General features: G+C 61.2%; 23 protein-coding genes. 11 read left to right on the forward strand and 12 right to left on the reverse strand.

Annotated elements, in window-relative coordinates; genetic code table 11:
• Nucleotides 1-80 precede the first annotated feature (80 nt).
• From HU742_RS19670 to HU742_RS19685, 4 genes are all read right to left on the reverse strand, one after another.
• Entirely contained in the window at nucleotides 81-1298 is a 1218-nt protein-coding gene (locus HU742_RS19670; protein ID WP_186644660.1) for a class I SAM-dependent methyltransferase, read from the reverse strand.
• 231 nt (nucleotides 1299-1529) lie between these two features.
• A complete protein-coding gene (locus HU742_RS19675; RefSeq protein ID WP_186640496.1) occupies nucleotides 1530-2147 on the reverse strand; it encodes a TPM domain-containing protein in 618 nt (205 codons plus the stop codon).
• Nucleotides 2148-2175: 28 nt separating this feature from the next.
• Nucleotides 2176-2904 (reverse strand): TPM domain-containing protein, encoded by a 729-nt coding sequence (locus HU742_RS19680; protein WP_225923591.1) that lies wholly within the window; start codon nucleotides 2902-2904, stop codon nucleotides 2176-2178.
• Nucleotides 2905-2987: 83 nt separating this feature from the next.
• Nucleotides 2988-3596: a LemA family protein gene (locus HU742_RS19685; RefSeq protein WP_186615082.1), complete on the reverse strand. Its 609-nt coding sequence runs from the start codon at nucleotides 3594-3596 to the stop codon at nucleotides 2988-2990.
• Between the two features lie 261 nt (nucleotides 3597-3857).
• Between HU742_RS19685 and bglX the strand changes: the two genes are divergently transcribed.
• A complete protein-coding gene (gene bglX, locus HU742_RS19690; protein ID WP_186644656.1) occupies nucleotides 3858-6149 on the forward strand; it encodes a beta-glucosidase BglX in 2292 nt (763 codons plus the stop codon).
• Between the two features lie 63 nt (nucleotides 6150-6212).
• Here bglX and HU742_RS19695 read toward each other — a convergent pair whose 3' ends face one another.
• The 5 genes from HU742_RS19695 to HU742_RS19715 all read right to left on the reverse strand — a co-directional run bounded on the left by HU742_RS19695 (nucleotide 6213) and on the right by HU742_RS19715 (nucleotide 10425).
• On the reverse strand, nucleotides 6213-7370 hold the full coding sequence (locus HU742_RS19695) for a phospholipase D-like domain-containing protein (protein WP_186640490.1): 1158 nt from the start codon (nucleotides 7368-7370) through the stop codon (nucleotides 6213-6215).
• Between the two features lies 1 nt (nucleotide 7371).
• A complete protein-coding gene (locus tag HU742_RS19700; RefSeq protein WP_186640488.1) occupies nucleotides 7372-7962 on the reverse strand; it encodes a YceI family protein in 591 nt (196 codons plus the stop codon).
• Between the two features lie 98 nt (nucleotides 7963-8060).
• Nucleotides 8061-8369, reverse strand: coding sequence for an amidase (locus HU742_RS19705; protein ID WP_186640486.1), 309 nt, complete (start codon nucleotides 8367-8369; stop codon nucleotides 8061-8063).
• Complete coding sequence (locus HU742_RS19710) at nucleotides 8366-9460, reverse strand: serine hydrolase domain-containing protein (RefSeq protein ID WP_186644655.1); 1095 nt, start codon at nucleotides 9458-9460, stop codon at nucleotides 8366-8368. Before HU742_RS19710 ends, HU742_RS19705 begins: the two co-directional genes overlap by 4 nt.
• 92 nt (nucleotides 9461-9552) lie before the next feature.
• The gene (locus HU742_RS19715; protein WP_186644654.1) at nucleotides 9553-10425 is read right to left on the reverse strand and encodes an acyl-CoA dehydrogenase middle domain-containing protein; all 873 of its coding nucleotides are present in this window, start codon (nucleotides 10423-10425) and stop codon (nucleotides 9553-9555) included.
• 155 nt (nucleotides 10426-10580) lie between these two features.
• Here HU742_RS19715 and olsB point away from each other — a divergent pair, with 155 nt between their 5' ends.
• The gene (gene olsB / locus HU742_RS19720) at nucleotides 10581-11336 is read left to right on the forward strand and encodes an L-ornithine N(alpha)-acyltransferase (protein ID WP_186640480.1); all 756 of its coding nucleotides are present in this window, start codon (nucleotides 10581-10583) and stop codon (nucleotides 11334-11336) included.
• Nucleotides 11336-12127: a lysophospholipid acyltransferase family protein gene (locus HU742_RS19725; protein WP_186615098.1), complete on the forward strand. Its 792-nt coding sequence runs from the start codon at nucleotides 11336-11338 to the stop codon at nucleotides 12125-12127. The genes olsB and HU742_RS19725 overlap by 1 nt, the downstream gene beginning before the upstream one ends.
• A gap of 5 nt (nucleotides 12128-12132) precedes the next feature.
• On the opposite strand, the gene HU742_RS19730 is transcribed toward HU742_RS19725, so the two are convergent.
• Complete coding sequence (locus HU742_RS19730; protein WP_186644653.1) at nucleotides 12133-12717, reverse strand: acyl carrier protein phosphodiesterase; 585 nt, start codon at nucleotides 12715-12717, stop codon at nucleotides 12133-12135.
• Nucleotides 12718-12867: 150 nt separating this feature from the next.
• Between HU742_RS19730 and HU742_RS19735 the strand changes: the two genes are divergently transcribed.
• From HU742_RS19735 to HU742_RS19750, 4 genes are all read left to right on the forward strand, one after another.
• Nucleotides 12868-13170 (forward strand): ArsR/SmtB family transcription factor, encoded by a 303-nt coding sequence (locus tag HU742_RS19735; protein WP_014336977.1) that lies wholly within the window; start codon nucleotides 12868-12870, stop codon nucleotides 13168-13170.
• A 17-nt stretch (nucleotides 13171-13187) separates the two neighbouring features.
• Nucleotides 13188-14354 (forward strand): MFS transporter, encoded by a 1167-nt coding sequence (locus HU742_RS19740; RefSeq protein ID WP_186640474.1) that lies wholly within the window; start codon nucleotides 13188-13190, stop codon nucleotides 14352-14354.
• 33 nt (nucleotides 14355-14387) lie between these two features.
• Nucleotides 14388-15437 carry an alkene reductase gene (locus HU742_RS19745; protein ID WP_186640472.1) on the forward strand — a complete coding sequence of 350 codons (1050 nt, stop codon included), beginning with the start codon at nucleotides 14388-14390 and terminating at the stop codon, nucleotides 15435-15437.
• A 182-nt stretch (nucleotides 15438-15619) separates the two neighbouring features.
• Nucleotides 15620-16246: a hypothetical protein gene (locus HU742_RS19750; protein ID WP_186644652.1), complete on the forward strand. Its 627-nt coding sequence runs from the start codon at nucleotides 15620-15622 to the stop codon at nucleotides 16244-16246.
• A gap of 199 nt (nucleotides 16247-16445) precedes the next feature.
• On the opposite strand, the gene HU742_RS19755 is transcribed toward HU742_RS19750, so the two are convergent.
• Nucleotides 16446-17078: a TetR family transcriptional regulator gene (locus tag HU742_RS19755; RefSeq protein WP_186640468.1), complete on the reverse strand. Its 633-nt coding sequence runs from the start codon at nucleotides 17076-17078 to the stop codon at nucleotides 16446-16448.
• 265 nt (nucleotides 17079-17343) lie between these two features.
• On the opposite strand from HU742_RS19755, the gene HU742_RS19760 reads away from it, so the two are divergent.
• Genes HU742_RS19760 through adeC form a run of 3 tightly spaced genes read left to right on the forward strand, consistent with a single transcriptional unit; the run spans nucleotide 17344 to nucleotide 23123 of the window.
• Nucleotides 17344-18501, forward strand: a complete 1158-nt coding sequence (locus HU742_RS19760; RefSeq protein ID WP_186640466.1) for an efflux RND transporter periplasmic adaptor subunit — start codon at nucleotides 17344-17346, stop codon at nucleotides 18499-18501.
• A gap of 3 nt (nucleotides 18502-18504) precedes the next feature.
• Nucleotides 18505-21669 carry an efflux RND transporter permease subunit EmhB gene (gene emhB, locus HU742_RS19765; protein WP_186640464.1) on the forward strand — a complete coding sequence of 1055 codons (3165 nt, stop codon included), beginning with the start codon at nucleotides 18505-18507 and terminating at the stop codon, nucleotides 21667-21669.
• Nucleotides 21666-23123, forward strand: a complete 1458-nt coding sequence (gene adeC, locus HU742_RS19770; RefSeq protein WP_186644651.1) for an AdeC/AdeK/OprM family multidrug efflux complex outer membrane factor — start codon at nucleotides 21666-21668, stop codon at nucleotides 23121-23123. Before emhB ends, adeC begins: the two co-directional genes overlap by 4 nt.
• 241 nt (nucleotides 23124-23364) lie before the next feature.
• Here adeC and HU742_RS19775 read toward each other — a convergent pair whose 3' ends face one another.
• Nucleotides 23365-23712 (reverse strand): DUF6124 family protein, encoded by a 348-nt coding sequence (locus tag HU742_RS19775; RefSeq protein ID WP_186644754.1) that lies wholly within the window; start codon nucleotides 23710-23712, stop codon nucleotides 23365-23367.
• 1156 nt (nucleotides 23713-24868) lie between these two features.
• Here HU742_RS19775 and HU742_RS19780 point away from each other — a divergent pair.
• The coding region (locus HU742_RS19780; RefSeq protein ID WP_217828370.1) for an OprD family porin at nucleotides 24869-25828 on the forward strand (960 nt) is incomplete at its 3' end.

The raw sequence follows: 25828 nt of genomic DNA on the forward strand, positions 1-25828 counted from the left end.
GTAGCCCGCGGTATCGGCGAGCGAGCGCTGCCCCGTCACTAACTGACGGGCTGCACTTCAAGGAACGGCGCAGTGCGGATTCAGACGAGGTAACCGTCAGCCCGCAGCAGCGTTTCGAGGCAATGCTCGGTGATGTGATAGAACGCCTTCAGTTCCTGGATCTTGGCCAAAAGCTCGGTAGCGTCTACCGGTTCGGCGCGTTTGACCGCGAGGATCATCTTGTTTTTGTTGGTGTGGTCCAGGGAAATGAACTCGAACACCTTGGTCTCGTAGCCACAGGCTTCCAGGAACAGCGCCCGCAGGCTGTCGGTAACCATTTCGGCCTGCTGCCCCAGATGCAGGCCATATTGCAGCATCGGCTTGAGCAGCGCCGGGCTCTGGATTTGTAGGCGGATCTGCTTGTGACAGCACGGCGAGCACATGATGATCGAGGCGCCCGAGCGGATGCCCATGTGGATCGCATAATCGGTGGCAATGTCGCAGGCATGCAGGGCGATCATCACGTCCACCGCACGCGGCGCCACGCTGCGCACGTCACCGTGTTGGAAGTCCAGACCTGGGTGCTCGAGCCGCGCGGCAGCTTCGTTGCACAGCTTGACCATGTCCTCGCGCAGCTCCACGCCAGTGACCAGCCCCTCGGCCTGCAAGGTGTTGCGCAGGTAATCGTGGATGGCGAAAGTCAGGTAACCCTTGCCCGAGCCGAAATCCGAGACCCGTACCGGTTTGTCGAGCGCCAGTGGCGAAGACGTCAGCGCATGGCTGAAGACTTCGATGAACTTGTTGATCTGTTTCCACTTGCGCGACATCGCCGGGATCAGCTCGTGCTTGTGGTTGGTCACGCCCAGGTCGGCGAGGAATGGCCGGCTCAGGTCGAGGAAACGGTTCTTCTCACGGTTGTGCCCGGCAGACGGCACTTCCCGCAGTTGCTGGGGCTTGCTCTTGAACAGCGAGCTCTTGCCCTTCTTGCTGTATTCCAGCTGCGCCTCATCGGTAACCGCCAGCAGATGCGCGTTTTTGAACGACGCCGGCAGCAGTGCGGCAACGGTTTGCACACCTTCGGCGAGGGCAAAGTTCTTGGTGATATCGCGGGTCTTGTAGCGATAGACGAAGGACAGGCACGGCTGATCCTTGACCATCAGCTGCTTGATGATCAGCCGCTGCAGATCGGGTTCGTCACCGCAGTACTTGGCCAGCACCAGCTTGATGAACGCGTTCTGTTCGAGGCTGGTTTGCAGCAGCTCGATGAACTGGGCGTGATGATCCGGTGCGGGGCGGACTGGCGTGGCGGTGACAGACATGGAAAAGCGGCCTCGGGGCAGGCGAATCGGGAATGGCGGGTATTTTAGGGGGGATGGGATGCCAGGGCACGGGGAATTTCCTGTGGCGAGGGGATTTATCCCCGTTGGGCTGCGCAGCAGACCCAAATCAGGTAATAGGTCTCGCTGCCGTAACCGGTTGTCGGCTAAAGGGGGCTGCGCCCCCATCGGGGATAAATCCCCTCGCCACAACGGTGTTCGACAGAGGTTTTGTTAGCCCAACACCACCAACCGATTCGGCAGTTCATTGCGCGCATGCGTTACCGGCACATGCGCCTTGAGCAGCTCGCCGCAGGCTTCGATACACGTCACGAAGCCCTCCAAGGTCTGTCCCTGGCGAACCTGCTGGGTAAACGCCGCGACTATGGCATCCCAATGCTGGTTGTCGAGTCGCTTGGAAATGCCTTCGTCCACCAGGATTTCCACATACCGCTCGGCCTCACAGACGAAGATCAGCATGCCGGTGCCGCCCACGGTGTGGTGCAGGTTCTGCTCGAGAAATTGCCGGCGCGCCAGGTTGGAGGCTCGCCAATGGCGCACGGAGCGCGGGATCAGGCGCGTGGTGATGAAGGGAATCCGAAACAGCAGGCACAACACGATGAAGCTGCTCCATTGCACCCACAACAAACTGTGCATGCTCAGCCATCCCGTCAGGTAATGCAGCACTCCGGGTACCACCAGCGCCAGCAAGCTGGCCCACAGCAGCGGGATGTAGGCGTAATCGTCAGCGCGGGCAGCAAGCACCGTGACCAGTTCGGCATCGGTGTCGCACTCGACCCGGGCGATGGCCTCGGCCACTTTGCGTTGTTCGTGTTCAGTCAGTAATGCCATGGTTAAAAATGCCTGCTCATTATGATTGTCACCAGCCGCCCGACGAACCGCCGCCTCCGAAACTGCCACCGCCACCGCTGAAGCCGCCGCCCCCTCCGCCACCGAAACCGCCACCGCTGCTTCGGGACCCGCCGCCGGAGCCGCCGCCGCTCGGCAGGATACCGAGTACCTGGCAAACGAATATGGTCAGGATGAACAGCATCGCCAGAAAGATGAACAGCCCCGGATGGCGCTCGATGAAGTCGCCCTCATCCTGCCCGTCCGCGCTGTATACCGGGGCCGGCTCGTCCAGCGGGCTGCCGCCCAAGACCACGAGCATCGCCGCGACGCCGTCACTGATGCCCTTGTTGAAGTTGCCGGTCTTGAACGCCGGGGTGATCACCTGGTTGATGATTACCGAGCTCTGGGCATCGGTCAGCCGATCCTCCAGGCCGTAGCCCACTTCGATCCGCAGTTTACGGTCATCGCGCGCCACGATCAGCAGCGCGCCGTTGTTCTTGTCTTTCTGCCCGATGCCCCAATGGCGGCCCAATTGATAGCCGAAATCTTCAATAGTCGCGCCTTGCAGATCCGGCAGGGTAACCACCACCAGCTGTTCGCCAGAGGCCTGTTCATGGGCCTTGAGCTGCGCATCGAGTTGCGTACGAACCGACGGTTCGAGCATCTGGGCGCTGTCCACCACCCGCCCGGTCAGCGCCGGGAATTTCAAATCGGCCTGGGCCGTGACTGCAAATACCCAGAGCAACAGCGCAAACAAGCATTGAGCTGCAAGCCTCAAGCTGCAAGCAGTACGCGTTGCCTGAGCTTGCAGCTTGCAGCTTGGAACTTGAAGCTGCTCCATCAAAACTTCACCTCAGGCGCTTTTTCAGCGTTCGGGCTGGTGGCCTCGAAGGTCTCGCGAACCGGCAAGTCGCTGTACATCACGCTGTGCCACAGGCGCCCCGGGAAGGTACGGATTTCGGTATTGTACTTCTGCACCGCCAGGATGAAGTCGCGGCGCGCCACGGCGATACGGTTCTCGGTGCCTTCGAGTTGCGATTGCAACGCCAGGAAATTCTGGTTGGCCTTCAGGTCCGGGTAGCGCTCGACCACCACCATCAAGCGGCTCAATGCCCCGCTCAACTGGTCCTGGGCCTGCTGGAACTGCTTGAGCTTTTCCGGGTTGTCCAAGGTGCTGGCATCGACCTGGATCGACGTGGCCTTGGCACGCGCTTCAACCACAGCGGTCAGGGTCTCCTGCTCATGCTGGGCGTAGCCCTTGACGGTCGCCACCAGATTGGGGATCAGGTCGGCGCGGCGCTGATACTGGTTCTGCACCTGGCCCCAAGCCGCCTTCGCCTGTTCATCCAGCGTCGGAATATTATTGATGCCGCAACCGGCCAGTAGCGTGGTGAACAGCATCAGGGCCAGCATCTGCAGCGCGCTGCGGTGATTCAGTCGTGGATTCATCAGGTGAAGCTCTCCCTTGCATTGCATTAAAAAAACACCGCCACCTATCTTACCGGCGTCTGGGGCATAATCGCCGCCGCACTGGATCGAATCAGGTGTATGGGCTAAAAGATGCGCGGTGCGAAACTAAGTTCATCGGCACAGGTTCGAAAGTGTGCTGCATTTAGCTGGATAACACCCGAACAACAATAGCCGCTCCTCACATTTAGGCTGACCGGCGCGTACTGATCACCGCCCTTTAGGCTTGCGAGAAAACTATTCATGAAGAAGCTGTGTTTGCTGGGCCTGTTTGTCACCCTGGCCAGTCAATCCGTATTAGCCGACAACGTGCCAGCCCCCATAGAGAACAAGGACGCTTTCGTCAGCAACCTGATGAAGCAAATGACCCTTGAGGAAAAGATCGGTCAACTGCGCCTGATCAGCATCGGCCCGGAAATGCCCCGGGAGATGATCCGCAAGGAAATCGCCGCCGGCAACATTGGCGGCACGTTCAATTCCATCACCCGTGATGAGAATCGTCCGATGCAGGACGCGGCCATGCGCAGCCGGCTGAAGATCCCGATGTTCTTCGCCTATGACGTGATCCACGGCCATCGCACCATTTTCCCGATTCCCCTGGCCCTGGCCTCGAGCTGGGACATGGACGCCATCTACCGCTCCGGTCGTGTCGCGGCCAAGGAAGCGGCGGCTGACAGCCTGGACATTACCTTCGCGCCCATGGTCGATATTTCCCGCGACCCGCGTTGGGGCCGGACCTCCGAAGGCTTTGGCGAGGACACTTACCTGGTATCGCGCATTGCCGCGGTGATGGTCAAGGCGTTCCAGGGCAGCGGCGCCAACGCCGCCGACAGCATCATGGCCAGCGTCAAGCACTTCGCCCTGTATGGCGCGGTGGAAGGCGGCCGGGACTACAACACCGTGGACATGAGCCCGGTGAAAATGTACCAGGACTACCTGCCGCCCTATCGCGCCGCCATCGACGCCGGCGCGGGCGGGGTAATGGTCGCACTGAACTCGATCAATGGCGTGCCGGCCACCGCCAATACCTGGCTGATGAATGACTTGTTGCGCAAGGAATGGGGCTTCAAGGGCCTGGCGGTCAGCGATCACGGCGCGATTTTCGAGTTGATCAAGCACGGCGTCGCCCGGGACGGTCGCGAAGCGGCAAAACTGGCGATCAAGGCCGGCATCGACATGAGCATGAACGATTCGCTCTACGGCAAGGAGCTGCCAGGGCTGCTCAAGGCCGGCGAAATCGAGCAGAGCGACATCGACAACGCCGTGCGCGAAGTGCTCGCCGCCAAGTACGACATGGGCCTGTTCAAGGACCCGTACCTGCGCATCGGCAAGGCCGAAGATGACCCGGCCGACGTCTACGCCGACAGCCGCATGCACCGCGCCGATGCCCGTGACGTGGCGCGCCGCAGCCTGGTCCTGCTGGAAAACCGCAACCAGACCCTGCCGCTGAAGAAAACCGCGAAAATCGCCCTGGTCGGTCCGCTGGCCAAGGCGCCGATCGACATGATGGGCAGTTGGGCAGCCGCTGGCCGGCCTGCGCAATCGGTCACCGTGTACGACGGCATGACCCGCGCGTTGGGCGGCGAGTCGAAGCTGATCTATGCCCGTGGCGCCAATATCACCGGCGACAAGAAGGTGCTCGATTACCTCAACTTCCTGAATTTCGACGCGCCAGAAGTGGTGGACGACCCGCGCCCGGCCCAAGTGTTGATCGATGAAGCGGTGAAAGCCGCCAAGGAAGCGGACGTGGTCGTGGCCGCCGTGGGCGAGTCCCGTGGCATGTCCCATGAATCGTCGAGCCGCACCGAACTGAACATCCCGGCCAGCCAGCGCGAGCTGATCAAGGCGCTGAAAGCCACCGGCAAACCGCTGGTATTGGTGCTGATGAATGGCCGTCCGCTGTCGTTGCTCGAAGAAAAGCAACAGGCCGATGCGATCCTGGAAACCTGGTTCAGCGGCACCGAGGGCGGTAACGCCATCGCTGACGTGCTGTTCGGCGACTACAACCCGTCGGGCAAGCTGCCGATCACCTTCCCGCGCTCGGTCGGGCAGATTCCGACCTACTACAACCACCTCAGCATCGGCCGGCCGTTCACGCCGGGCAAGCCGGGCAACTACACGTCGCAGTACTTCGATGACACCACTGGCCCGCTCTATCCGTTTGGCTACGGCTTGAGCTACACCACGTTCAGCCTGTCGGACATGGCGTTGTCGTCCACCACGCTGAACGAGACCGGCAAGCTCGATGCCAGCATCACCGTGGAAAATACCGGCGAACGTGACGGTGAAACCGTGGTGCAGTTATACCTGCAGGACGTGACCGGCTCGATCATTCGTCCGGTGAAAGAGCTGAAGAACTTCCGCAAGGTCATGCTCAAGGCCGGCGAAAAGAAGGTCATCCACTTCACCATCACCGAAGACGACCTGAAGTTCTTCAATGCCCAGCTCAAGTACGCCGCCGAGCCGGGCAAGTTCAACGTGCAGATCGGCCTGGACTCCCAGGACGTGAAGCAGCAGAGCTTTGAGTTGCTCTGACTCATCCATGCCGCTGACCCTGGGGAGCGAGCCCGCTCGCGCCCCAGGTTTATCGACGGACGCTTAACCCCGCCGATCCAGCAGGTTCACCACCACCCGATCCACCAGCCCCCACAGTCGCTGCTTGAAGCGCTTCCACAATGGCCGACGCTGCCAGGCGTCGAGGCTCACTTGCAGGCTCTGTTCGAAGTCCCGTTCGAAACTCGCCGCCACGGCCTTGCTGAGTCCGCAATCCAGCGCCTCCAGATTGGCTTCCAGATTGAAGCGCAGGTTCCAGTGGTCAAAGTTGCACGAGCCGATGCTGACCCAATCGTCCACCAGCACCATCTTCAGATGCAGGAAGCATGGCTGGTATTCGTAGATCTTCACGCCAGCCCTGAGCAGGCGCGGGTAATAACGATGTCCGGCGTAGCGCACGGAGGGGTGATCGGTGCGCGGGCCAGTCAGCAGCAGGCGCACATCGATGCCCCGGGCGGCGGCCTTGCGCAACGAACGGCGCACGTTCCACGTCGGCAGGAAATACGGCGTGGCCATCCAGATGCGTTTCTGGCCGCTGTTCAGCGCCCGGGAAAGTGATTGCAAGATGTCACGGTGCTGGCGGGCGTCGGCATAGGCTACCCGGCCCATGCCCTCACCCATCGGCGGAACGCGGGGCAGACGCGGCAAGCCGAAATTGGAAGCGGGTTTCCAGGCTTGGCGATGGCGGTTGGCGAGCCACTGACGGTCGAACAGCAACTGCCAGTCGAGCACCAGCGGGCCGACGATTTCCACCATCACCTCGTGCCAGTCGCTGCGATCATCCAGGGGATTCCAGAATTCATCGGTCACCCCGGTGCCGCCTACCACCGCCAGGCGCTGATCGACCAAGAGCAACTTGCGATGGTCCCGGTAAAGGTTGCGCACCCAGCGACGCCAGCTGAGGCGATTGTAGAAACGCAGCTCGACCCCCGCCTCGACCAGGCGATTGCGCAAGCTCAGGGTAAACGCCAGGCTGCCGTAGTCATCGAACAGGCAACGCACGCGAACGCCACGTTGGGCGGCCTGGACAAGGGCTTGGACCATCGCCTCGGCACAGGCACCCGCCTCCACCAGATACAATTCCAGCTCGACTTGCTCTTGGGCACGGGCGATTTCCACCAGCATGCGTGGGAAGAACTGTGGACCGTCGATCAACAGCTCGAAACGGTTGCCTTCGCGCCAGGGAAATACCGGGCCGCTCACGTCAGCGCGCCGTAAAAATCAGCACCGCGTTTACCGGCACCGAGAGGCTGATGGCCGACAACCCGGCCAGTCCGCGAAGCTTTTCCAGACCAGGCGCCAGGCCGAAATCCGCCGCATTGAGCACGAGCGGCTCCAGGGTCACGACTTGGAAACGGCGTTCGTCCAGGCGCGTCGCCAGCAATTCGACGGTGTATTCATGCTGCTTGCCATGCAAGTCCACCGTCACCGGCAAGCGCAGTTCCAGTTGCGCACCGTTGGCCAGGTCTTGGATCGGCATCAGGTCGAGCTGCGCGGTGACCGTGGCTTCGGCAAATTGCTTGACCTCGAAAAGATCGGCGCGCATGCGCTCGTCCCGCAGCGCAATGCCGCTGTTGATCGATTCCAGCTCCACTTCCAACCGCGCCAGCCCCTTGGGCTGGACTTGGCCGTGAAGCACGAGAAACCGCTGGACCTCGGAGACGTTGCCGTTCTTGCTGCTGATAAACGATAGCCGTGACGACTCGCCGTCCAGGTACCAGTCGGCCTGGGCCGGCAGCGCGATGCAGGCCAGCAGCAAGCTCGCGACAGCGTGAGGGAGAAACCACTTGAACATACACACTCGGGGGGCAGATAAACCTGTGGCGAACCTTAACCGGGCCGAGGGCGCTTGCAAACTGTCTGTTTCGACAACAGCAGGAGTCGTTTCTGGATTTACTCCAACCGACACCCCTGCCGCTCGCCTATCCACCGTGCACTGTGGCTACGCCCCAAGCCGCTGACGGTGATGCGTTTCGCTTGCGCCGTTTCGAGGAATTCGCTGGTGGGCACCGATTGCTTCACATAGCCCCGGCAATATTCGGCCGGTTGCTGCATCACATAGCGGCACGAGCAATATTCCTTGGCGGTGTAGGCGCTGATGATGTCGGGAAAGGCCCGCAACGCCACCCGCTCCAGCCACATCCAGCCGAACAGCGCGATGAGCAGCACCGACAGCAAGGTCAGCAATACGCTGCGCCTCATGGTTGCACCGTCCCGGCGAACGCCGCCATGGCGCGCTTGAGCAGTTCGTTATGGCGATAGCTGCCGTCGCGGTCATCGCCGTAGCGCACGATCACCAATCGGGCGCTGGGGATGACGTACAGCGCCTGGCCCCAATGGCCCAGCGCGGCGAAGGTATCCGGCGGCGCATCGGGCCAGGGGTGGATCGCCGGATCGACGGCGCGGTTGAGCCACCAGTGCCCGCCCGGCACGGCTTCGTCCTGGCCGGCCTGAAAGTGCGCGAAAGGCTCGCGGTTGAACGCGATCCAATCCTTGGGAATCAGTTGCCGCCCGCCCCAGCGGCCTTCGCGCTGCATCAACAATCCGACCCGCGCCAGGTCGCGCGCGGTGAGATAGGCATAGGACGAACCAACGAACGTGCCGCTGGGGTCGGTTTCCCACGTCGCGTGACGAATGCCCAGCGGCTCGAACAAGGCCGTCCACGGATAATCGGCATATCGCGCCGGACCGACGATGTTTTTCAGCGCCGCCGCCAGCAGGTTGCTGTCGCCACTGGAGTAACGGAACGCCAGCCCGGGCGGGCTGAAGCTGTCGTGCCCGGCGGCAAATGCCGCCATGTCGTGGCGTCCACGGGTGTAGAGCATCGCCACCACCGAGGAATTGAGCGGCGCGTATTCGTAGTCTTCTTGCCAGTCCAGGCCGGACGCCCAGTGGAACAGGTCGGCCAGGGTCATGCGCGCCAGCCGGTTCAATGGCGGATAGTAGTTGGCTGCCGGATCCTCCAAGGCAAACAGCTTTTCGCCATAGGCGACGCCGTAGACCGTCGCCAGCAGGCTTTTGCTGATCGACCAGGTCAGGTGCGCAGTGTCCGCGCGAGTGCCCCCCGCATAGCGTTCGTAGACCAGCCGACCATCGTGGATCACCAGCAGCGCATCGGTGCGGATGCCTTGGCGGGTCGCATCGTCCCGAGGCGCGAAGGCGTAGCGCTCCAAGGCTTCGATGGCCGGCCCGGTGGGCATCGGAGCGGTCGGCCACTGCTCGCCGGGCCAGTCTTCGGCGTGGGCATTCAGGTTGAGCAGGAGCAACAGGATCAGCAACCAGCCTTTGGACATGCTTGGGCGCTCGCGGGGTTGAACCTGCAAAGCCTAATCAGGCTCGATGACAGTTTGGATATTCCCCAGCAGCAGATGTTTCGCTCGGCTGCCTATCCCAGCGCCTTGGCCAGCCGCTTGGTCCGTGCCCCCGCTGCAATCGCCATCACCCCTTTGTCTCGCGCCCACATCTCGCGCCACGTCGCAGGCCCGGCGGCCAGGGCATCGTTGAGTTCGCTGTCGAGCCCTTCGAACTGGGCGAACAACCCGCCGAGCAGCACGTGCCCGGCGGCGCTGGACGGGTTATGGCGGCTCACCTCGGCGCAACCGGCCAATAACGCCAACAGAGGCAGTTGCAAGACCTGGGGCCAGGCGCATTCCTGGCCCACGCCATACAGCCACGCGGTCATTGCGCTGAGAACATAAAGGTCTTCCAGGGTCCGGAAGGGTTTGACGTAGGCGTCCCAGCCGTCTCCCGCCAGCAACTCGCATAACGCGTCATCGAGCAAAACCCGGCCGTGGCTGATGTCCGGCATCAGGGCAATGGCGGGGAGCGTTTCCAGCGTCACGCCGGGCTCGCCGGGATAAACCACCGCCAGGCTCAACCGAGGCGCTTCGCCGGGCGCCTCGCTTCGCGCCGCGATCAATAGCCATTCGGCGGCGTCGCCAGCGGTGACGAAATCCTTGCGCCCATTCAAGCGCAAGTCGACGAGACGGGTCTGCATGTCCGCCGGGCGCAGGCTGCGCCGTTCGGTGGCGCACAAAGCACCGAGGCTGTGCGGAGCGCTCGGCCAGAGCACCCGCAGCGCCGCTTGATAGCCCACCAGGAAAGCCAACCCCGGCGTGGCCATCAATCGTGCGCCGGTCACGGCCAACTCGAACGGCGTGACAGGCCCCAGGCGCTGCAGCAAGGTCGAATAACCGTCCGCCAGGTCGGGAAAAGCAGCCAGCCGCTCGCCGCGTTCGATCAGGGTTTGCCAGGGCATAAGGGCCTCCTTGGAGGGCTGTCATATAAGCATCACCAAAGCTTCATGGCGATGACACCGGGGCTACATAGCCTGACTTTGCACAACATGGCTGCATAAAGAAAGTCGATTGGCTGCCACCCAAGACGGGTCCACAGCCCGCACGGAGATTCGCTATGACTCAGATCGCCCGCATCAGCGACACCGGCAATGAACGCCGCCTGCAAGCCGAACGCCTGATTGGCGCCCACGCCTTGCAAGAAGCCCAGGCCCTGCGCTTCAACGTCTTCAGCGGCGAATTCAACGCCAAGCTCAAGGGCGCGGAGATGGGTCTGGACATGGATGACTATGATGTTCACTGCGCCCACATCGGCGTACGCGATTTGAACACCGGCCGCCTCGTGGCGACTACCCGCTTGCTCGATCACCAGGCGGCCAGCAGCCTGGGCCGATTCTACAGCGAAGAAGAGTTCAGCCTCCACGGGCTGGTCCAGCTCAAGGGCCCGATCCTGGAAATCGGCCGCACCTGCGTCGACCCGGCGTACCGCAACGGCGGCACCATCGCGGTGCTCTGGGGCGAATTGGCCGAAGTCCTCAACGAAGGCGGCTACAGCTATTTGATGGGCTGCGCGAGCATTCCGATGCAGGACGGCGGCATCCAGGCCCAGGCGATCATGCAGCGCCTGCGCGAACGCTACCTGTGCACCGAACACCTGCAAGCGGTGCCGAAAAAACCCTTGCCGGCCCTGGACGTGCCGTCCAACGTCATCGCCGAGATGCCGCCATTGCTCAAGGCCTATATGCGCCTGGGCGCGAAAATCTGCGGCGAGCCGTGCTGGGACGAGGACTTCCAAGTGGCGGACGTGTTCATCCTGCTCAAGCGCGACGAACTCTGCCCGCGCTATGCCCGTCACTTCAAGGCGGCGGTCTGATGAGCCGGCTGCGGATCTACGCGCGAATCGCGCGAGTGTTATTGGTGGTCGCCCTGGGCCTGGCCATGGCCAGCGTGTTCGGCTTGCTGGAACGCCTGGGGCTCGCTCATTCGATGGTGCGCCGCCAGCGCTGGTCGCGGTTTTTCATGGCGCGGCTGAGCAATGCCCTGCCCTTTCGCGTGACCGTTCACGGGCAACTGCCGAAACAGCCGATGCTGTGGGTCAGCAACCATGTGTCATGGACCGACATCCCGTTGCTGGGCATGCTCGCTCCGTTATCGTTTTTGTCCAAGGCTGAAGTGCGCACCTGGCCGGTGGCCGGATGGCTGGCCGCCAAGGCTGGCAGCCTGTTCATCCGTCGTGGTTCCGGCGACAGCCAGTTGATCCGCAAGCAGATGAGCCGACACCTGGAACAAGCCCATCCGCTGTTGATGTTCCCGGAAGGTACCACCACTGACGGCCGGACCCTGCGCACCTTTCATGGGCGCCTGTTGTCGGCGGCCATCGATGCCGACGTCGCCTTGCAACCGGTGGCGATCCGTTACCTGCGCGATGGCGAAATCGACTTGCTGGCACCGTTCGTGGGCGATGACGATCTGCTATCGCACCTGATGCGTCTGTTTGCCAACGATCGTGGCGACGTGGAAATCCATTTGCTCGAACCTATCGCCTGCCACGGCCAGGAACGCGCAGCGCTGGCATTCCAGGCGCAGCAGGCGGTACACAAGGCATTGTTTGGCGCGATACCCGAGAAGCAACACGTGCCGATGCGGCCTGCGATTGCGGCCTGATCCCTTCAGTCTTGCGCTGCCGAGTAGTTCTGCACAAAATCCTGAAGCTGCGGGTAGAACAACCGGAAGTCCTCGCTTAACGGCTCATAAAGCCTGACCAACTCCTCCATCGCCCCGGCCAGTTCTTCGGGCCGGGACAAGCGTCGCGAGATGCCGCGCAACACCTGTCCCAGCACCTGAAATTGCTGATAGGACCCCAACCAGTCATCCGCTGCCATGAAAGGCGCGATTTGCGCCAAGCGTCCTGGCAGTTGGGGTTCGGCGGCGAGGACCTGGTAGACCCGGGAAGTGAAGTCAACCAACTGCCCTTCGCCGTACAGCGTCCAATCCCGCGCCAGGCAATGATCGAAAAACACGTCCAGCACGATCCCGGCATAACGCCGCCGCACCGTGGAGAAGCGCGATAAGGCGATGTCCACCAGCGGATGGCGATCGGTGTACATATCGATGCGTCGATGCAGGGCAATCGCCGCTTCGATCTGCGCAGGGTATTGCCCTTGCAGGGGCCCTTTGACGAAATCGCCATAGAGGCTGCCGAGCAGTTGTTCCCGGCCGGGGCCGCCGAGGTGCAGGTGTGCGAGATAGTTCATGGCGGGCAGCTTAGCATCGCTGCGCCTGTATCGTTATAACCCGATATAGCGATTTGTTCGGTATTCAGATCAAATATATATTGGTATATCGCGAAGTAACGATTTAAGGTTCGCCTCATCGCGATATAGCGTTATTCAAATGAGCAGCCCATGACCCTCGACCTCGACGAAATAATAAAAGCCCTGGCGCACCCAGTACGGCGAGACATCCTCAACTGGCTCAAGGACCCCAAGGTCCAGTTCCCCGAACAGTTGCACAACCACGAGTTCGGCATTTGCGCCGGGCAGATCGACCAGCGTTGCGGCCTGTCGCAATCCACGGTGTCTGCGCACTTGGCGGTATTGCAACGGGCGGGGCTGATTACCAGCCAGAAGGTCGGTCAATGGCACTTCTTCAAACGCAACGAGGACGTTATCCAGCAGTTCCTCAAGCAAATGAGCCAAGAGCTCTGACCTGACAAGGATCCGACATGCCCCTTTCACTCATCATCCTGGCGCTGAGCGCCTTCGCCATCGGCACGACGGAATTCGTCATCATGGGCCTGTTGCCCGATGTCGCGGCGGACCTGGGCGTCTCGATTCCCGGCGCCGGCTGGCTGGTGACCGGCTACGCCCTCGGCGTGGCCATCGGAGCGCCGTTCATGGCCCTGGCCACTGCGCGACTGCCGCGCAAGGCCGCGCTGGTTGTGTTGATGGGGATATTCATCGTTGGCAACCTGCTTTGCGCCATCGCCAGTGACTACAACGTGTTGATGTTCGCCCGGGTCGTTACCGCGCTGTGCCACGGTGCGTTCTTCGGCATCGGTTCGGTGGTGGCGGCCGGGCTGGTAGCGCCTAACAAGCGTGCTTCGGCGGTGGCCCTGATGTTCACCGGCCTGACCCTGGCCAACGTGCTCGGCGTACCGTTGGGCACCGCCCTGGGCCAGGAAGCCGGTTGGCGCTCGACCTTCTGGGCGGTGACCGTCATTGGCGTCGTGGCATTGATCGGCCTGATCCGCTTCCTGCCGGCCAAGCGCGACGAGGAAAAACTCGACATGCGTTCGGAGCTGGTGGCGCTCAAGGGTGCAGGCCTGTGGCTGTCCCTGAGCATGACCGCGCTGTTCTCAGCCTCGGTGTTCACCCTGTTCACCTATGTCGCGCCGCTGCTGGGTGAAGTGACCGGCGTATCGCCCCGTGGCGTGACCTGGACCTTGGTGCTGATCGGCCTGGGCCTGACCCTGGGCAACATCATCGGCGGCAAGCTGGCGGACAAGAGCCTGGCGAACACCTTGATGGGTGTCTTCATCACCATGGCCGTGGTGTCCACCGTACTGAGCTGGACCAGCGTGGCGCTGATCCCGACTGAAATCACCCTGTTCCTTTGGGCCACGGCATGCTTCGCCGCGGTGCCGGCGCTGCAAGTCAACGTGGTGACCTTCGGCAAAGATGCACCGAACCTGGTTTCCACCTTGAACATCGGCGCCTTCAACATCGGCAACGCCTTGGGCGCCTGGGTCGGCGGCAGCGTCATCGCCCATGGCCTGGGCCTGACCGCCGTGCCCCTGGCTGCTGGCGCGCTCGCCGTGCTGGCGCTGCTGGTGACCTTGATTACTTTCCGCCAGGGCGGCAATGCCGACCTGGCGCCTGCTACCCACTGACTGTTTACCCATTTATTCATGAGGTTTTGATTCATGGCGACAATTTTCGACCCTATCAAACTCGGCGACATCGAGTTGAAGAACCGCATCATCATGGCTCCGCTGACTCGCTGCCGCGCTGACGCGGGCCGTGTGCCCAACGCGCTGATGGCCGAATACTACGTGCAGCGTGCCTCCGCCGGATTGATCCTCAGCGAAGCCACTTCGGTGACGCCGATGGGCGTGGGTTACCCGGACACCCCCGGCATCTGGTCCAATGACCAGGTGCGTGGCTGGAGCAACATCACCAAAGCGGTCCACGGCGCGGGCGGCAAGATCTTCCTGCAACTGTGGCACGTGGGTCGGATCTCCCACCCTTCGTACCTGAACGGCGAACTGCCGGTAGCGCCTAGCGCGATCCAACCCAAGGGCCATGTGAGCCTGGTCCGTCCCCTGGCCGACTACCCAACGCCGCGCGCACTGGAAACCGCTGAAATCGCCGACATCGTCGACGCCTACCGAGTAGGTGCCGAGAACGCCAAGGCCGCCGGTTTCGACGGTGTGGAAATCCACGGCGCCAACGGCTATCTGCTCGACCAGTTCCTGCAAAGCAGCACCAACCAGCGCACCGACAACTACGGCGGTTCCCTGGAAAACCGTGCGCGCCTGCTGCTGGAAGTGACCGACGCCGCCATCGAAGTCTGGGGCGCGGGCCGGGTTGGCGTGCACTTGGCACCGCGTGCCGACTCCCATGACATGGGCGACGAGAACCGCCTGGAAACCTTCAGCTACGTGGCTCGTGAATTGGGCAAGCGTGGCATTGCCTTCATCTGCTCCCGGGAAAAAGAAGGCGAAGACAGCATCGGCCCACAACTCAAGCAAGCATTCGGCGGCCCGTACATCGCCAACGAACGCTTTACCAAAGAGAGCGCCAATGCCTGGCTGGCCGAAGGCAAGGCCGACGCCGTGGCCTTCGGTGTGCCGTTCATTGCCAACCCGGACCTGCCGGCGCGCTTGAAAGCTGATGCCCCGTTGAACGAGCCGCACCCGGAAACGTTCTATGGGAAAGGCCCGGTGGGTTATATCGACTACCCAGTGCTTTAATAAGCGGCCGCAACGACAAAAAGCCCTGACGCCAAGCGTCAGGGCTTTTTTATTTGATTTAACATCCGGTCAAGTTTCCAGGCTATTCAAAAGCCTTTGGATTAACCATATTTATTCCGCAGGCAAGATCAAACGATTTTTATCAGCGCACAATTTCATTCCATATTGAGACGGAACTCGACATGAATCTCTCCACTAAAAGCGCGCATCAGGCCGACGTCGCCCCTCTTGATGAGCTACTCAAAAATTTCAACTACGCGCCTCTGGAAATCTTGCGCAAATACGCCGCCTCCCTTGGCACGGATGATCACATGGAGGTGCTCCGGGCATTGGCAAAACAGGCACGAGAAAAAGATGAAGCAGACAATCAGGTCGAGATATGGGAAAGAGAAAGTCTTCGCCAAAAACAAACCCGCCTGGTTATAAGGATCAACAACTATACCCAGCATGCCTTTGCAGCGAACAAAGACAATCTCAACTTAAATGCCGACATGCGAGATTATATTGGGATACGCCCATGGAGTTTTCTGACGTTCAAACTCGACTTTAACTACATCAGGGAACTGGGAAGCCGCACTAAAGATATCTACCGACACTTTATTGGATTCGGTGACAGCACACATGGTTTCCGTTTAGACGTTGGCTTGCGCGTCGCTACGTCTTTTGGCGTCTTTTCACCGACACTGACGCCCCTCCGGACAACGACAGTCGTGTCCACTGGCGCGACCCCAATCACCTGCGCGAAGCGCATCACATACGCGCAGAGTGACGAACCTTATCGTTTCACCGTGGAACTTGCGTTGACCTGAAGAAAAAACCGCCTCGCCGGACAGGCTGGCGCGGCGCCCGCCTACTCGTTCGGGATGCCTGGTCGAATGGTCTTTCGTGGATGAAACAAATTTCCTACAAAATTGGCGGTCGATTGTCTGTTAACTGCGCCAGCGTCGGTTTATAAAAGCACCTTCGCGCGCAGCGTTGACACAAACCGACTCATTTACCCATTTTGTTTCATTTGCGCAGGCTGGGGCTCAGGTGCAGCATATCCAGCCCGATTTCCACCCAGCGCTCGGCCTCGCCCGCCAATGCGAAGCTGTCGGGGGCCAACAGCCATTGGTAGAGGATGCCGTCGATGTAGGCGTGTATCGCCACGGCGGCCCTTTCCGGGTCCAGGTCATGGGGCAGCTGGCCGCGTTTCATTGCATTGCGCAACGACAGCGCAATTCGCACATTGCAATCGAGGCTGACCTCTCGTCGCTGCTGTCGCAAGTCACACATTTCATCGGTGAACTCGCACTTATGGAACAGGATCTCATTAATGCGTCGGGTTTTCGGGTCCAGGGCCACCTGTTGGAACAACCGCACCAGCAGCTTGCGCACACACCCCAGAGGGTCAAGCTCCTCTTCGTTTTCACTGGCGCGGGCCAATTCATCGAGCGGCTCATGCAAGGTATCGAGCATGGCCTGGAGCAAGTCCGCCTTGTTGCTGAAATGCCAGTAGATCGCGCCGCGCGTCACACCGGCGAGCGTGGCAATATCGGCCAGCGTCGTACGCGCCACGCCTCGTTCGAAAAACGCTTTTTCAGCCGCCTCGAGTATCTGGCTGCGAGTCTCCAGGGCCTCCTCTTTGGTACGACGAACCATGGCAGTAAACACCTCAATCAGGATGCGTAAGCAATGCGTAAGGATCAGCAGGACACTCTATGAGGCAGCGTCTGTCGGAACGCGTCCCCGGTCTGCATCAGCCTTTGTCAGGCTTTTGTAAATTCGGATGGTACGCAATTTGGCTGTTTACAAACAACCGTGTACGTAAGTATATTTCTTAGCATCCTACTAATTGCGTATCTCGCTCTTTTTTCATCTTTCACTTTCGAGCGCGCCCGTTACGCGCCTGGACCCGAGGATTTCCATGCAATTCAAGCCAGCTGTTACCGCTCTGGTTACTGCCATCGCCCTGGCATCGCTGCTCAGCGGATGTAAAAAGGAAGAGGCGGCACCTGCCGCACCGCCCCCTCAGGTCGGCGTTGTAACCCTCAAGACCCAACCCTTTACCTTGACCTCGGAACTGCCGGGCCGCACCAGCGCGTTCCGCGTCGCGGAAGTACGGCCACAGGTCAACGGGATCATTCTCAAGCGCCTGTTCAAGGAAGGCGCCGACGTCAAGGCCGGCCAACAGCTGTACCAGATCGACCCAGCCGTCTATGAAGCTACCCTCAAGAGCGCCGAGGCGAACCTGCGTTCCACCAAGTCGATTTCCGACCGCTACAAGCAGTTGGTGGACGAACAGGCCGTCAGCCGCCAGGAATACGACACCGCCGTGGCCAATCGCCTGGAGTCGGAAGCCAATCTGCAGACGGCCCAGATCAACGTGCGCTACACCAAGGTCTATGCACCGATCTCCGGTCGTATCGGTCGCTCCTCGGTCACCGAGGGTGCGCTGGTCAGTAACGGCCAAGCCGATGCGCTGGCGACTATCCAGCAGTTGGACCCAATCTACGTCGACGTAACGCAGAGCTCCGTCGAGCTGTTGCAACTGCGCCGTGAACTCGAAAGCGGCCGCCTGCAAAAGGCTGGCGACAACGCCGCCATGGTCAAGCTGACCCTGGAAGACGGCAGCCAGTACCCGCACGAGGGCAAGCTGGAATTTTCCGAGGTGTCGGTTGACCAGACCACCGGTTCGGTGACCTTGCGCGCCGTGTTCCCAAACCCTGACCACACGCTGCTGCCAGGCATGTTCGTTCATGCGCAACTGCAGGCCGGCGTGAACAGCGCGGCGATCCTCGCGCCGCAGCAAGGCGTGACCCGCGACCTCAAGGGCATGCCGACCGCATTGGTCGTGGGTGCGGACAACAAGGTCGAGCTGCGCCAGCTCAAGGCCAGCCGTACCGTGGGCAGTCAGTGGCTGATCGAAGACGGCCTCAAGGCCGGCGATCGCTTGATTACCGAAGGATTGCAGTACGTGCGGCCAGGGGTGGAAGTCAAAGCCACCGAAGCCACCAACGTTGGCGCAAAGAACCCGGCCCCCGCTCAGGCAGCTGACAAAGCCGCCGGCGGCAAAGGGGAGTAAACCATGTCGAAATTCTTTATCGACCGTCCGATTTTCGCCTGGGTGATCGCCTTGGTGATCATGCTGGTCGGTGCTCTATCGATCCTCAAGTTGCCGATCAACCAATACCCGAGCATCGCGCCGCCAGCCATTGCGATCCAGGTGACTTACCCAGGCGCGTCCGCACAAACCGTGCAGGACACCGTGGTCCAGGTCATTGAGCAACAGCTCAACGGCATCGACAACCTGCGTTATGTATCGTCGGAAAGTAACTCCGACGGCAGCATGACCATTACCGCGACCTTCGAGCAGGGCACCAACTCCGATACTGCGCAGGTCCAGGTGCAGAACAAGCTGAACCTGGCCACCCCGCTGCTGCCGCAAGAAGTGCAACAACAGGGCATCCGCGTGACCAAGGCGGTGAAGAACTTCCTGATGGTGATCGGCGTGGTGTCGCGCGACGGCAGCATGTCCAAGGACGACCTGTCCAACTACATCGTGTCCAACATGCAGGACCCGATCTCGCGCACCGCGGGTGTCGGTGACTTCCAAGTCTTCGGCGCCCAGTACGCGATGCGGATCTGGCTCGACCCGGCCAAGTTGAACAATTTCAGCCTGACCCCGGTGGACGTGAGAACCGCCATCGCCGCGCAGAACGTGCAGGTTTCATCCGGCCAACTCGGCGGCTTGCCCGCCCTGCCCGGCCAACAACTGAACGCCACCATCATCGGCAAGACCCGTCTGCAGACCGCCGAACAGTTCAAGGCGATCCTGCTCAAGGTCAACCCGGACGGTTCGCAAGTGCGCGTCGGCGACGTGGCCGATGTGGGCCTGGGCGGTGAAAACTACAGCATCAGCGCCCAGTTCAACGGTTCCCCGGCATCCGGCCTGGCGGTGAAACTGGCCAACGGCGCCAACGCCCTCGACACGGCAAAGGCCCTGCGCAAAACCATCGACGATCTCAAGCCGTTCTTCCCGCAAGGCATGGAAGTGGTGTTCCCGTATGACACCACGCCGGTGGTGAGCGAATCGATCAAGGGTGTGGTTGAAACCCTGGTCGAAGCGGTCGTGCTGGTATTCCTGGTGATGTTCCTTTTCCTGCAGAACTTCCGCGCCACCATCATCACTACGATGACGGTGCCGGTGGTATTGCTGGGTACCTTTGGGATCCTCGCGGCGTTTGGCTTCAGCATCAACACCCTGACCATGTTCGGCATGGTGCTGGCCATCGGCTTGCTGGTGGACGATGCCATTGTCGTGGTGGAGAACGTCGAACGGGTGATGAGTGAAGAAGGCCTGTCGCCCAAGGAAGCCACCAAGAAATCCATGGGCCAGATCCAGGGCGCCTTGGTGGGCATTGCCCTGGTGCTCTCGGCGGTACTGCTGCCGATGGCATTCTTCAGCGGTTCCACCGGCGTGATCTACAAGCAGTTCTCCATCACCATCGTCTCGGCCATGGCCCTGTCGGTGCTGGTTGCCCTGATCTTCACCCCGGCCCTGTGCGCTACCATGCTCAAGGCCATTCCGAAGGGTGAGCACGGCACTCCGAAACGCGGCTTCTTCGGCTGGTTCAATCGCAATTTCGACCGCAGCGTCCGCAGCTACGAGCGCGGCGTGGGCAATATGCTCAAGCACAAGGCGCCGTACCTGCTGGCCTACCTGATCATCGTGGTCGGCATGGTCTGGCTGTTCACCCGCATCCCGACGGCGTTCCTGCCGGAAGAAGACCAGGGCGTACTGTTCGCCCAGGTGCAGACACCGGCCGGCTCCAGCGCCGAACGCACCCAGGTGGTGGTGGACAAGATGCGTGAGTTCCTGCTGCGTCCGAGCAAGGATGGCGGTGAAGGCGACGGCGTGGCTTCGGTGTTCACCGTGACCGGCTTCAACTTTGCCGGTCGTGGCCAGAGCTCCGGCATGGCCTTCATCATGCTGCGTCCGTGGGACGAGCGGAACGCCGACAACAGCGTGTCGAAAATCGCCGCGCGCGCCCAGCAGCACTTCTTCTCCTTCCGCGACGCCATGGTGTTCGCCTTCGCCCCGCCGGCGGTATTGGAGCTGGGTAACGCTACCGGTTTCGACGTGTTCCTGCAGGACCGCGCCGGTATCGGCCACGACAAGTTGATGGAAGCCCGCAACCAGTTCCTGGGCATGGCTTCGCAAAGCAAGATCCTGTCCCAGGTGCGTCCGAACGGCTTGAACGATGAACCGCAATATCAACTGGAAATCGACGACGAGAAAGCCAGCGCACTGGGCATTACCCTCTCGGACATCAACAACACGCTATCGATTGCCCTGGGCAGTAGCTATGTGAACGACTTCATCGACCGTGGCCGGGTGAAGAAGGTGTACATACAAGGCCAGCCGGGCGCCCGCATGAGCCCGGAAGACCTGAAGAAGTGGTACGTGCGCAACAGCGCCGGGACCATGGTGCCGTTCACCGCGTTTGCCAAGGGTGAATGGATCTACGGCTCGCCAAAACTGGCCCGTTACAACGGCGTGGAAGCGATGGAAATCCTCGGTGCCCCGGCTCCGGGTTACTCCACGGGTGAAGCCATGGCCGAAGTGGAAGCCATCGCCAAGAAACTGCCGGCCGGTGTCGGTATTTCCTGGACTGGCCTGTCGTACGAGGAACGCCTGTCGGGGTCCCAGGCGCCGGCGTTGTATGCGTTGTCGCTGCTTATGGTGTTCCTGTGCCTGGCGGCGCTGTATGAAAGCTGGTCGATTCCGATCGCGGTCATGCTCGTGGTACCACTGGGGATCATCGGTGCCCTGCTGGCCACAAGCCTGCGCGGTTTGTCCAATGACGTGTACTTCCAGGTGGGCTTGTTGACGACCATCGGGCTGGCGGCGAAAAACGCCATCCTGATCGTGGAGTTCGCCAAGGAGCTCCATGAACAGGGCAAGACGTTGACGGAAGCCGCCATCGAAGCCTGTAGGATGCGTCTGCGACCGATCATCATGACGTCCCTGGCGTTCGTCCTTGGTGTGGTCCCACTGGCGATCTCCACCGGTGCCGGCTCGGGCAGCCAGCACGCCATCGGTACCGGCGTGATTGGCGGTATGCTCACCGCGACCATCCTGGCAATCTTCTGGGTGCCCTTGTTCTTCGTGACGGTGTCGTCGATGGGTCGTCGCAAAAATATCGACCAGGACAACACTCCTGAAACTTCTAAAGAGGCTGGCCAATGAGCAAGTCGCTACTTTCCCTGACCATCGCCGCCGTCGTGCTCAGCGGTTGCTCGCTGATTCCCGACTACCAGCGGCCCGAAGCACCGGTCGCGGCCCAGTACCCGCAAGGTCCGGCCTACGAGCCGGCCAAGGCACCCGGCCAAGCCGCTGCCGAGCAAGGCTGGAAACAGTTCTTCCATGACCCGGCGTTGCAGCAGCTGATCCAGGTCGCCCTGGAAAACAATCGCGACCTGCGTGTCGCGGCGCTGAACATCGATGCCTACGCCGCGCAATACCGCATCCAGCGTGCGGACCTGTTCCCGGCGGTCTCGGCCACGGGTTCCGGCAACCGTCAGCGGGTGCCGGCACGGGCCTCGCAAACAGGTGAAGCAGCAATCACCAGTTCCTACTCGGCGACATTGGGCATCAGCGCCTATGAGCTGGATTTGTTCGGCCGCGTCCGCAGCCTGAGCGAGCAAGCGCTGCAAAACTACTTCGCCACCGAAGAAGCCCGCCACAGCACGCAGATCAGCCTGGTGGCCAACGTCGCCAACGCCTACCTGACCTGGCAGGCCGACAAGGAACTGCTCAAGCTGACCCAGGACACCCTGGGCACTTACGAGCAAAGCCTGAAGCTGACCTCGCGCAGCGCCGAAGTCGGCGTGGCCTCGGCCCTGGACTTGAGCCAGGCACGTACGGCGGTGGAAAACGCCCGGGTGCAATTGGCCCGCTACACCCGCCAGGTGGCCCAGGATGAAAACAGCCTGACCCTGCTGCTGGGCACCGGCCTGCCGGCCAACCTGCGCACCCAACCGCTGAGCGATGACCTGCTCAGCGAAGTGCCGGCCGGGTTGCCGTCGGACCTGCTGCAACGTCGCCCGGACATCCTCCAGGCCGAACGCAACCTGCTGGCCGCCAACGCCAACATCGGCGCCGCGCGGGCCGCGTTCTTCCCGAGCATCAGCCTGACGGCCAACGCCGGCACCCTGAGTCCGGACCTGTCCGGCCTGTTCAAGGGCGGCTCGGGCACCTGGACCTTCGCTCCGCAAATCAACCTGCCGATCTTCAACGCCGGCAGCCTGCGGGCAAGCCTGGATTACGCCAAGATCCAGAAAGACATCAACGTGGCCAACTACGAGAAGTCGATTCAGACGGCATTCCAGGAAGTCTCCGACGGCCTGGCCGCGCGCCAAACCTACAACGAGCAGTTGCAGGCGCAGACCGACTTCGTCGCCGCCAACCAGGACTACTACCGCCTGGCCGAGCGGCGCTACCGCATCGGTGTCGATAGCAACCTGACCTTCCTCGACGCCCAGCGCCAGTTGTTCAGCGCGCAACAATCGCTGATCACTGACCGCCTTTCGCAGCTGACCAGCGAGGTCAATTTGTACAAGGCACTGGGCGGCGGTTGGAATGCCGAGACCGGCAAGCACGAGCCGATCGCGGAGAAAGCGCCAGAGACGAAGCTGTTTTGATGGATGCTTGAACGCTGAACACGAAGCCCACCGGAAGGTGGGCTTTTTGTTTTTAAGGATTAATAAGTCTCCGAGTTCAACACACAGCTCTGTGGCGAGGGGATTTACCCCCGCTGGGTTGCGCAGCAACCCCAAAAAGGCTCGATGCGAAAATCTGATGAACCGAGGCGGCGGGCGTATGAGGGGCTGCTACGCAGCCCAACGGGGATAAATCCCCTCGCCACAATACGGTCCGATTAAGCTAACGGGGATCGACGAGATCCAGCGCTCGATTGGCCAACAACTCACTCAAGTCGATCATCTGCACCACGCCTAGCGCGACATGTCGCCGAGAGCCTTCCAGATCGAACGCCAGGTCGTTGACCATGGCACTGGCTGAGGCCAGGGTTTCGCTGAGATTTGCGAGTAGGCATTCGGTGTCGAGGGTATCGATGACGGTGAACACTTGGGTTGAGGTTTTGGGCTTGGGATCAGGGTGGGTGCCCAGATGGTAATCGAGTGCTCGGTCTGCGGCCTCTTGGAGCTTTTCTGGATCGGGGTCGTCTATCGCTGCTGGAAGACCAGCACCGTGTACGACGAAAACGTGTATCTACAGGCCTTGCTCCGGCACGGTTCGCCTTTGACCGGCGAGCCGGACACAGCAAAACCGTGTTGACGGAAAGGCTCAGGGCGTGATGGCGGCCTGACAGCTCGCGGGACCTTGTTGACGGAGTACATATCCATTGCTGCGGCCACGGCTGCTGGCGGTTTCGCTCTTACAGCGACTCACTTTTATGAAGCGTAAAAGTAAGCAAAACGCTTTTGCCCCACCACTTGGCACCTCGCTTAGGCTCGGTGTGCCCGCACTCCGGCATTGCTCCGTGGGCCCGCCGCGAAGGGCCATCCATGGCCCAGCGCGGCTATCCCGGCATCCATGCCGGGATGCCCACTGCGCAATACCTGCGTTCGGCCAGCGTGGTTAATGGGGCGCCGAGATCAACGTCCACCGCGAGGCGGCCTGATAGCCGACCTGTTTCTTGATGGAATCGCGTTTCTCCTGTGAGAGCTTGCCCGGGATAACGATGGGTCAACTGGCATGGATGACGAAAGTACCTTGGTACTTCATTCCCACGGGAAATGCCGCTTTCTAGAGCACACCAAAACTCGTGGCGAGGGAGCTTGCTCCCGCTCGGCTGCGCAGCAGTCGTAAAAAACCACCCTGCGGTTTTCCAGATACACCTTGCTGAATGGTTTTGGGTCTGCTGCGCAGCCCAGCGGGAGCAAGCTCCCTCGCCACGGGGGTATCGTTTTCCTTAAGTGCAGCAGCAACGCTGCGGACTCGTCGCAAGCAGACTCACTCACAGGGGAAACGCGGACTCACCACGAACCAGGTCGGCTCTAAGGCCGCCTCGTGGCGGACGTTGATCTCGGCGCCCCATTAACCACGCTGGCCGAACGCGAAACCGCCAGCAGTCATCACCGCAGCAATGGATATATACCCAGAACAAGCGCCCCCACCATTCGCTCATTTTTTGCCGTTCGATAATCGCCCAAAACCCGCAAACGGCAATTGAACCGATCCCGACCCGCGCTTCACCATCGCTCGCACAAAACCAATAACAACAGGTTCGACGCCATGCCCAGACGCCCCGCCTCGCCCGGCTGATCCCCGATCGCCCAAACGACCCTCGCTACACCCGACCGCTTGCACCTCAAAAGTGCGGCAACGACTCGCTTCGTCCACAAAAAAACAAGAGACAACGCCCATGAAGCCCACACAATATTTGCTCCCCAGCCTCATCGCCGTCGCCCTGTCAGGCGTTGCCCTACCGGTATTGTCGGCGGAATCAGGGTTCGTCGAAGATGCGAAAGCCACCCTGAACCTGCGCAACTTCTACCTCAACCGCAACTTCACCAACCCGAACAATGCCCAGGGCAAAGCCGAAGAGTGGACCCAGAGTTTCATCCTCGACGCCAAGTCCGGTTTCACCCAAGGCACGGTCGGTTTCGGCGTGGACGTGCTCGGCCTGTACTCGGTCAAACTCGACGGCGGTCGTGGCACGGCCGGCACACAATTGCTGCCGGTGCACGACGACGGTCGCCCAGCCGATGACTTCGGCCGCTTGGGCGTCGCGCTCAAGGCCAAGGTCTCGAAAACCGAGTTGAAAGTCGGCGAATGGATGCCGGTGCTGCCGATCCTGCGTTCCGACGACGGTCGTTCCCTGCCCCAGACCTTCCGTGGCGGCCAGGTGACTTCGACCGAAATCAACGGCCTGACCCTTTATGGCGGCCAGTTCCGCGCCAACAGCCCGCGGAACGACGCGAGCATGGAAGACATGTCGATGAACGGCCGCGGCGCGTTCACCTCCGACCGCTTCAACTTCGGCGGCGGCGAATACGCCTTCAACGAAAAACGCACCCAGGTAGGCGTCTGGTACGCGGAACTGTCCGACATCTACCAGCAGCAATATTTCAACCTGACCCACAGCCAACCCATGGGTGACTGGACCCTGGGCGCCAACCTCGGTTATTTCACTGGCAAGGAAAATGGCAGCGCGTTGGCCGGCGACCTGGACAACAAAACCGCGTTCGCGATGCTCTCGGCCAAACACGGCGGCAACACCTTCTACGTCGGCCTGCAGAAAGTCGGCGGCGACGATGGCTGGATGCGCGTCAACGGCACCAGCGGCGGCACCCTGGCGAACGACAGCTACAACTCCAGCTAT

It is taken from the genome of Pseudomonas marvdashtae (assembly GCF_014268655.2).
Lineage (GTDB): Bacteria > Pseudomonadota > Gammaproteobacteria > Pseudomonadales > Pseudomonadaceae > Aquipseudomonas > Aquipseudomonas marvdashtae.

What these genes read in the sequence shown, in the direction of transcription:
- HU742_RS19670 (WP_186644660.1), bottom strand. Translation starts at nt 1,298, where the DNA reads ATGTCTGTCACCGCCACGCCAGTCCGCCCCGCACCGGATCATCACGCC.
- HU742_RS19675 (WP_186640496.1), bottom strand. Translation starts at nt 2,147, where the DNA reads ATGGCATTACTGACTGAACACGAACAACGCAAAGTGGCCGAGGCCATC.
- HU742_RS19685 (WP_186615082.1), bottom strand. Translation starts at nt 3,596, where the DNA reads ATGAATCCACGACTGAATCACCGCAGCGCGCTGCAGATGCTGGCCCTG.
- bglX (WP_186644656.1), top strand. Translation starts at nt 3,858, where the DNA reads ATGAAGAAGCTGTGTTTGCTGGGCCTGTTTGTCACCCTGGCCAGTCAA.
- HU742_RS19700 (WP_186640488.1), bottom strand. Translation starts at nt 7,962, where the DNA reads ATGTTCAAGTGGTTTCTCCCTCACGCTGTCGCGAGCTTGCTGCTGGCC.
- HU742_RS19705 (WP_186640486.1), bottom strand. Translation starts at nt 8,369, where the DNA reads ATGAGGCGCAGCGTATTGCTGACCTTGCTGTCGGTGCTGCTCATCGCG.
- HU742_RS19710 (WP_186644655.1), bottom strand. Translation starts at nt 9,460, where the DNA reads ATGTCCAAAGGCTGGTTGCTGATCCTGTTGCTCCTGCTCAACCTGAAT.
- HU742_RS19715 (WP_186644654.1), bottom strand. Translation starts at nt 10,425, where the DNA reads ATGCCCTGGCAAACCCTGATCGAACGCGGCGAGCGGCTGGCTGCTTTT.
- olsB (WP_186640480.1), top strand. Translation starts at nt 10,581, where the DNA reads ATGACTCAGATCGCCCGCATCAGCGACACCGGCAATGAACGCCGCCTG.
- HU742_RS19725 (WP_186615098.1), top strand. Translation starts at nt 11,336, where the DNA reads ATGAGCCGGCTGCGGATCTACGCGCGAATCGCGCGAGTGTTATTGGTG.
- HU742_RS19730 (WP_186644653.1), bottom strand. Translation starts at nt 12,717, where the DNA reads ATGAACTATCTCGCACACCTGCACCTCGGCGGCCCCGGCCGGGAACAA.
- HU742_RS19735 (WP_014336977.1), top strand. Translation starts at nt 12,868, where the DNA reads ATGACCCTCGACCTCGACGAAATAATAAAAGCCCTGGCGCACCCAGTA.
- HU742_RS19740 (WP_186640474.1), top strand. Translation starts at nt 13,188, where the DNA reads ATGCCCCTTTCACTCATCATCCTGGCGCTGAGCGCCTTCGCCATCGGC.
- HU742_RS19745 (WP_186640472.1), top strand. Translation starts at nt 14,388, where the DNA reads ATGGCGACAATTTTCGACCCTATCAAACTCGGCGACATCGAGTTGAAG.
- HU742_RS19750 (WP_186644652.1), top strand. Translation starts at nt 15,620, where the DNA reads ATGAATCTCTCCACTAAAAGCGCGCATCAGGCCGACGTCGCCCCTCTT.
- HU742_RS19755 (WP_186640468.1), bottom strand. Translation starts at nt 17,078, where the DNA reads ATGGTTCGTCGTACCAAAGAGGAGGCCCTGGAGACTCGCAGCCAGATA.
- HU742_RS19760 (WP_186640466.1), top strand. Translation starts at nt 17,344, where the DNA reads ATGCAATTCAAGCCAGCTGTTACCGCTCTGGTTACTGCCATCGCCCTG.
- emhB (WP_186640464.1), top strand. Translation starts at nt 18,505, where the DNA reads ATGTCGAAATTCTTTATCGACCGTCCGATTTTCGCCTGGGTGATCGCC.
- adeC (WP_186644651.1), top strand. Translation starts at nt 21,666, where the DNA reads ATGAGCAAGTCGCTACTTTCCCTGACCATCGCCGCCGTCGTGCTCAGC.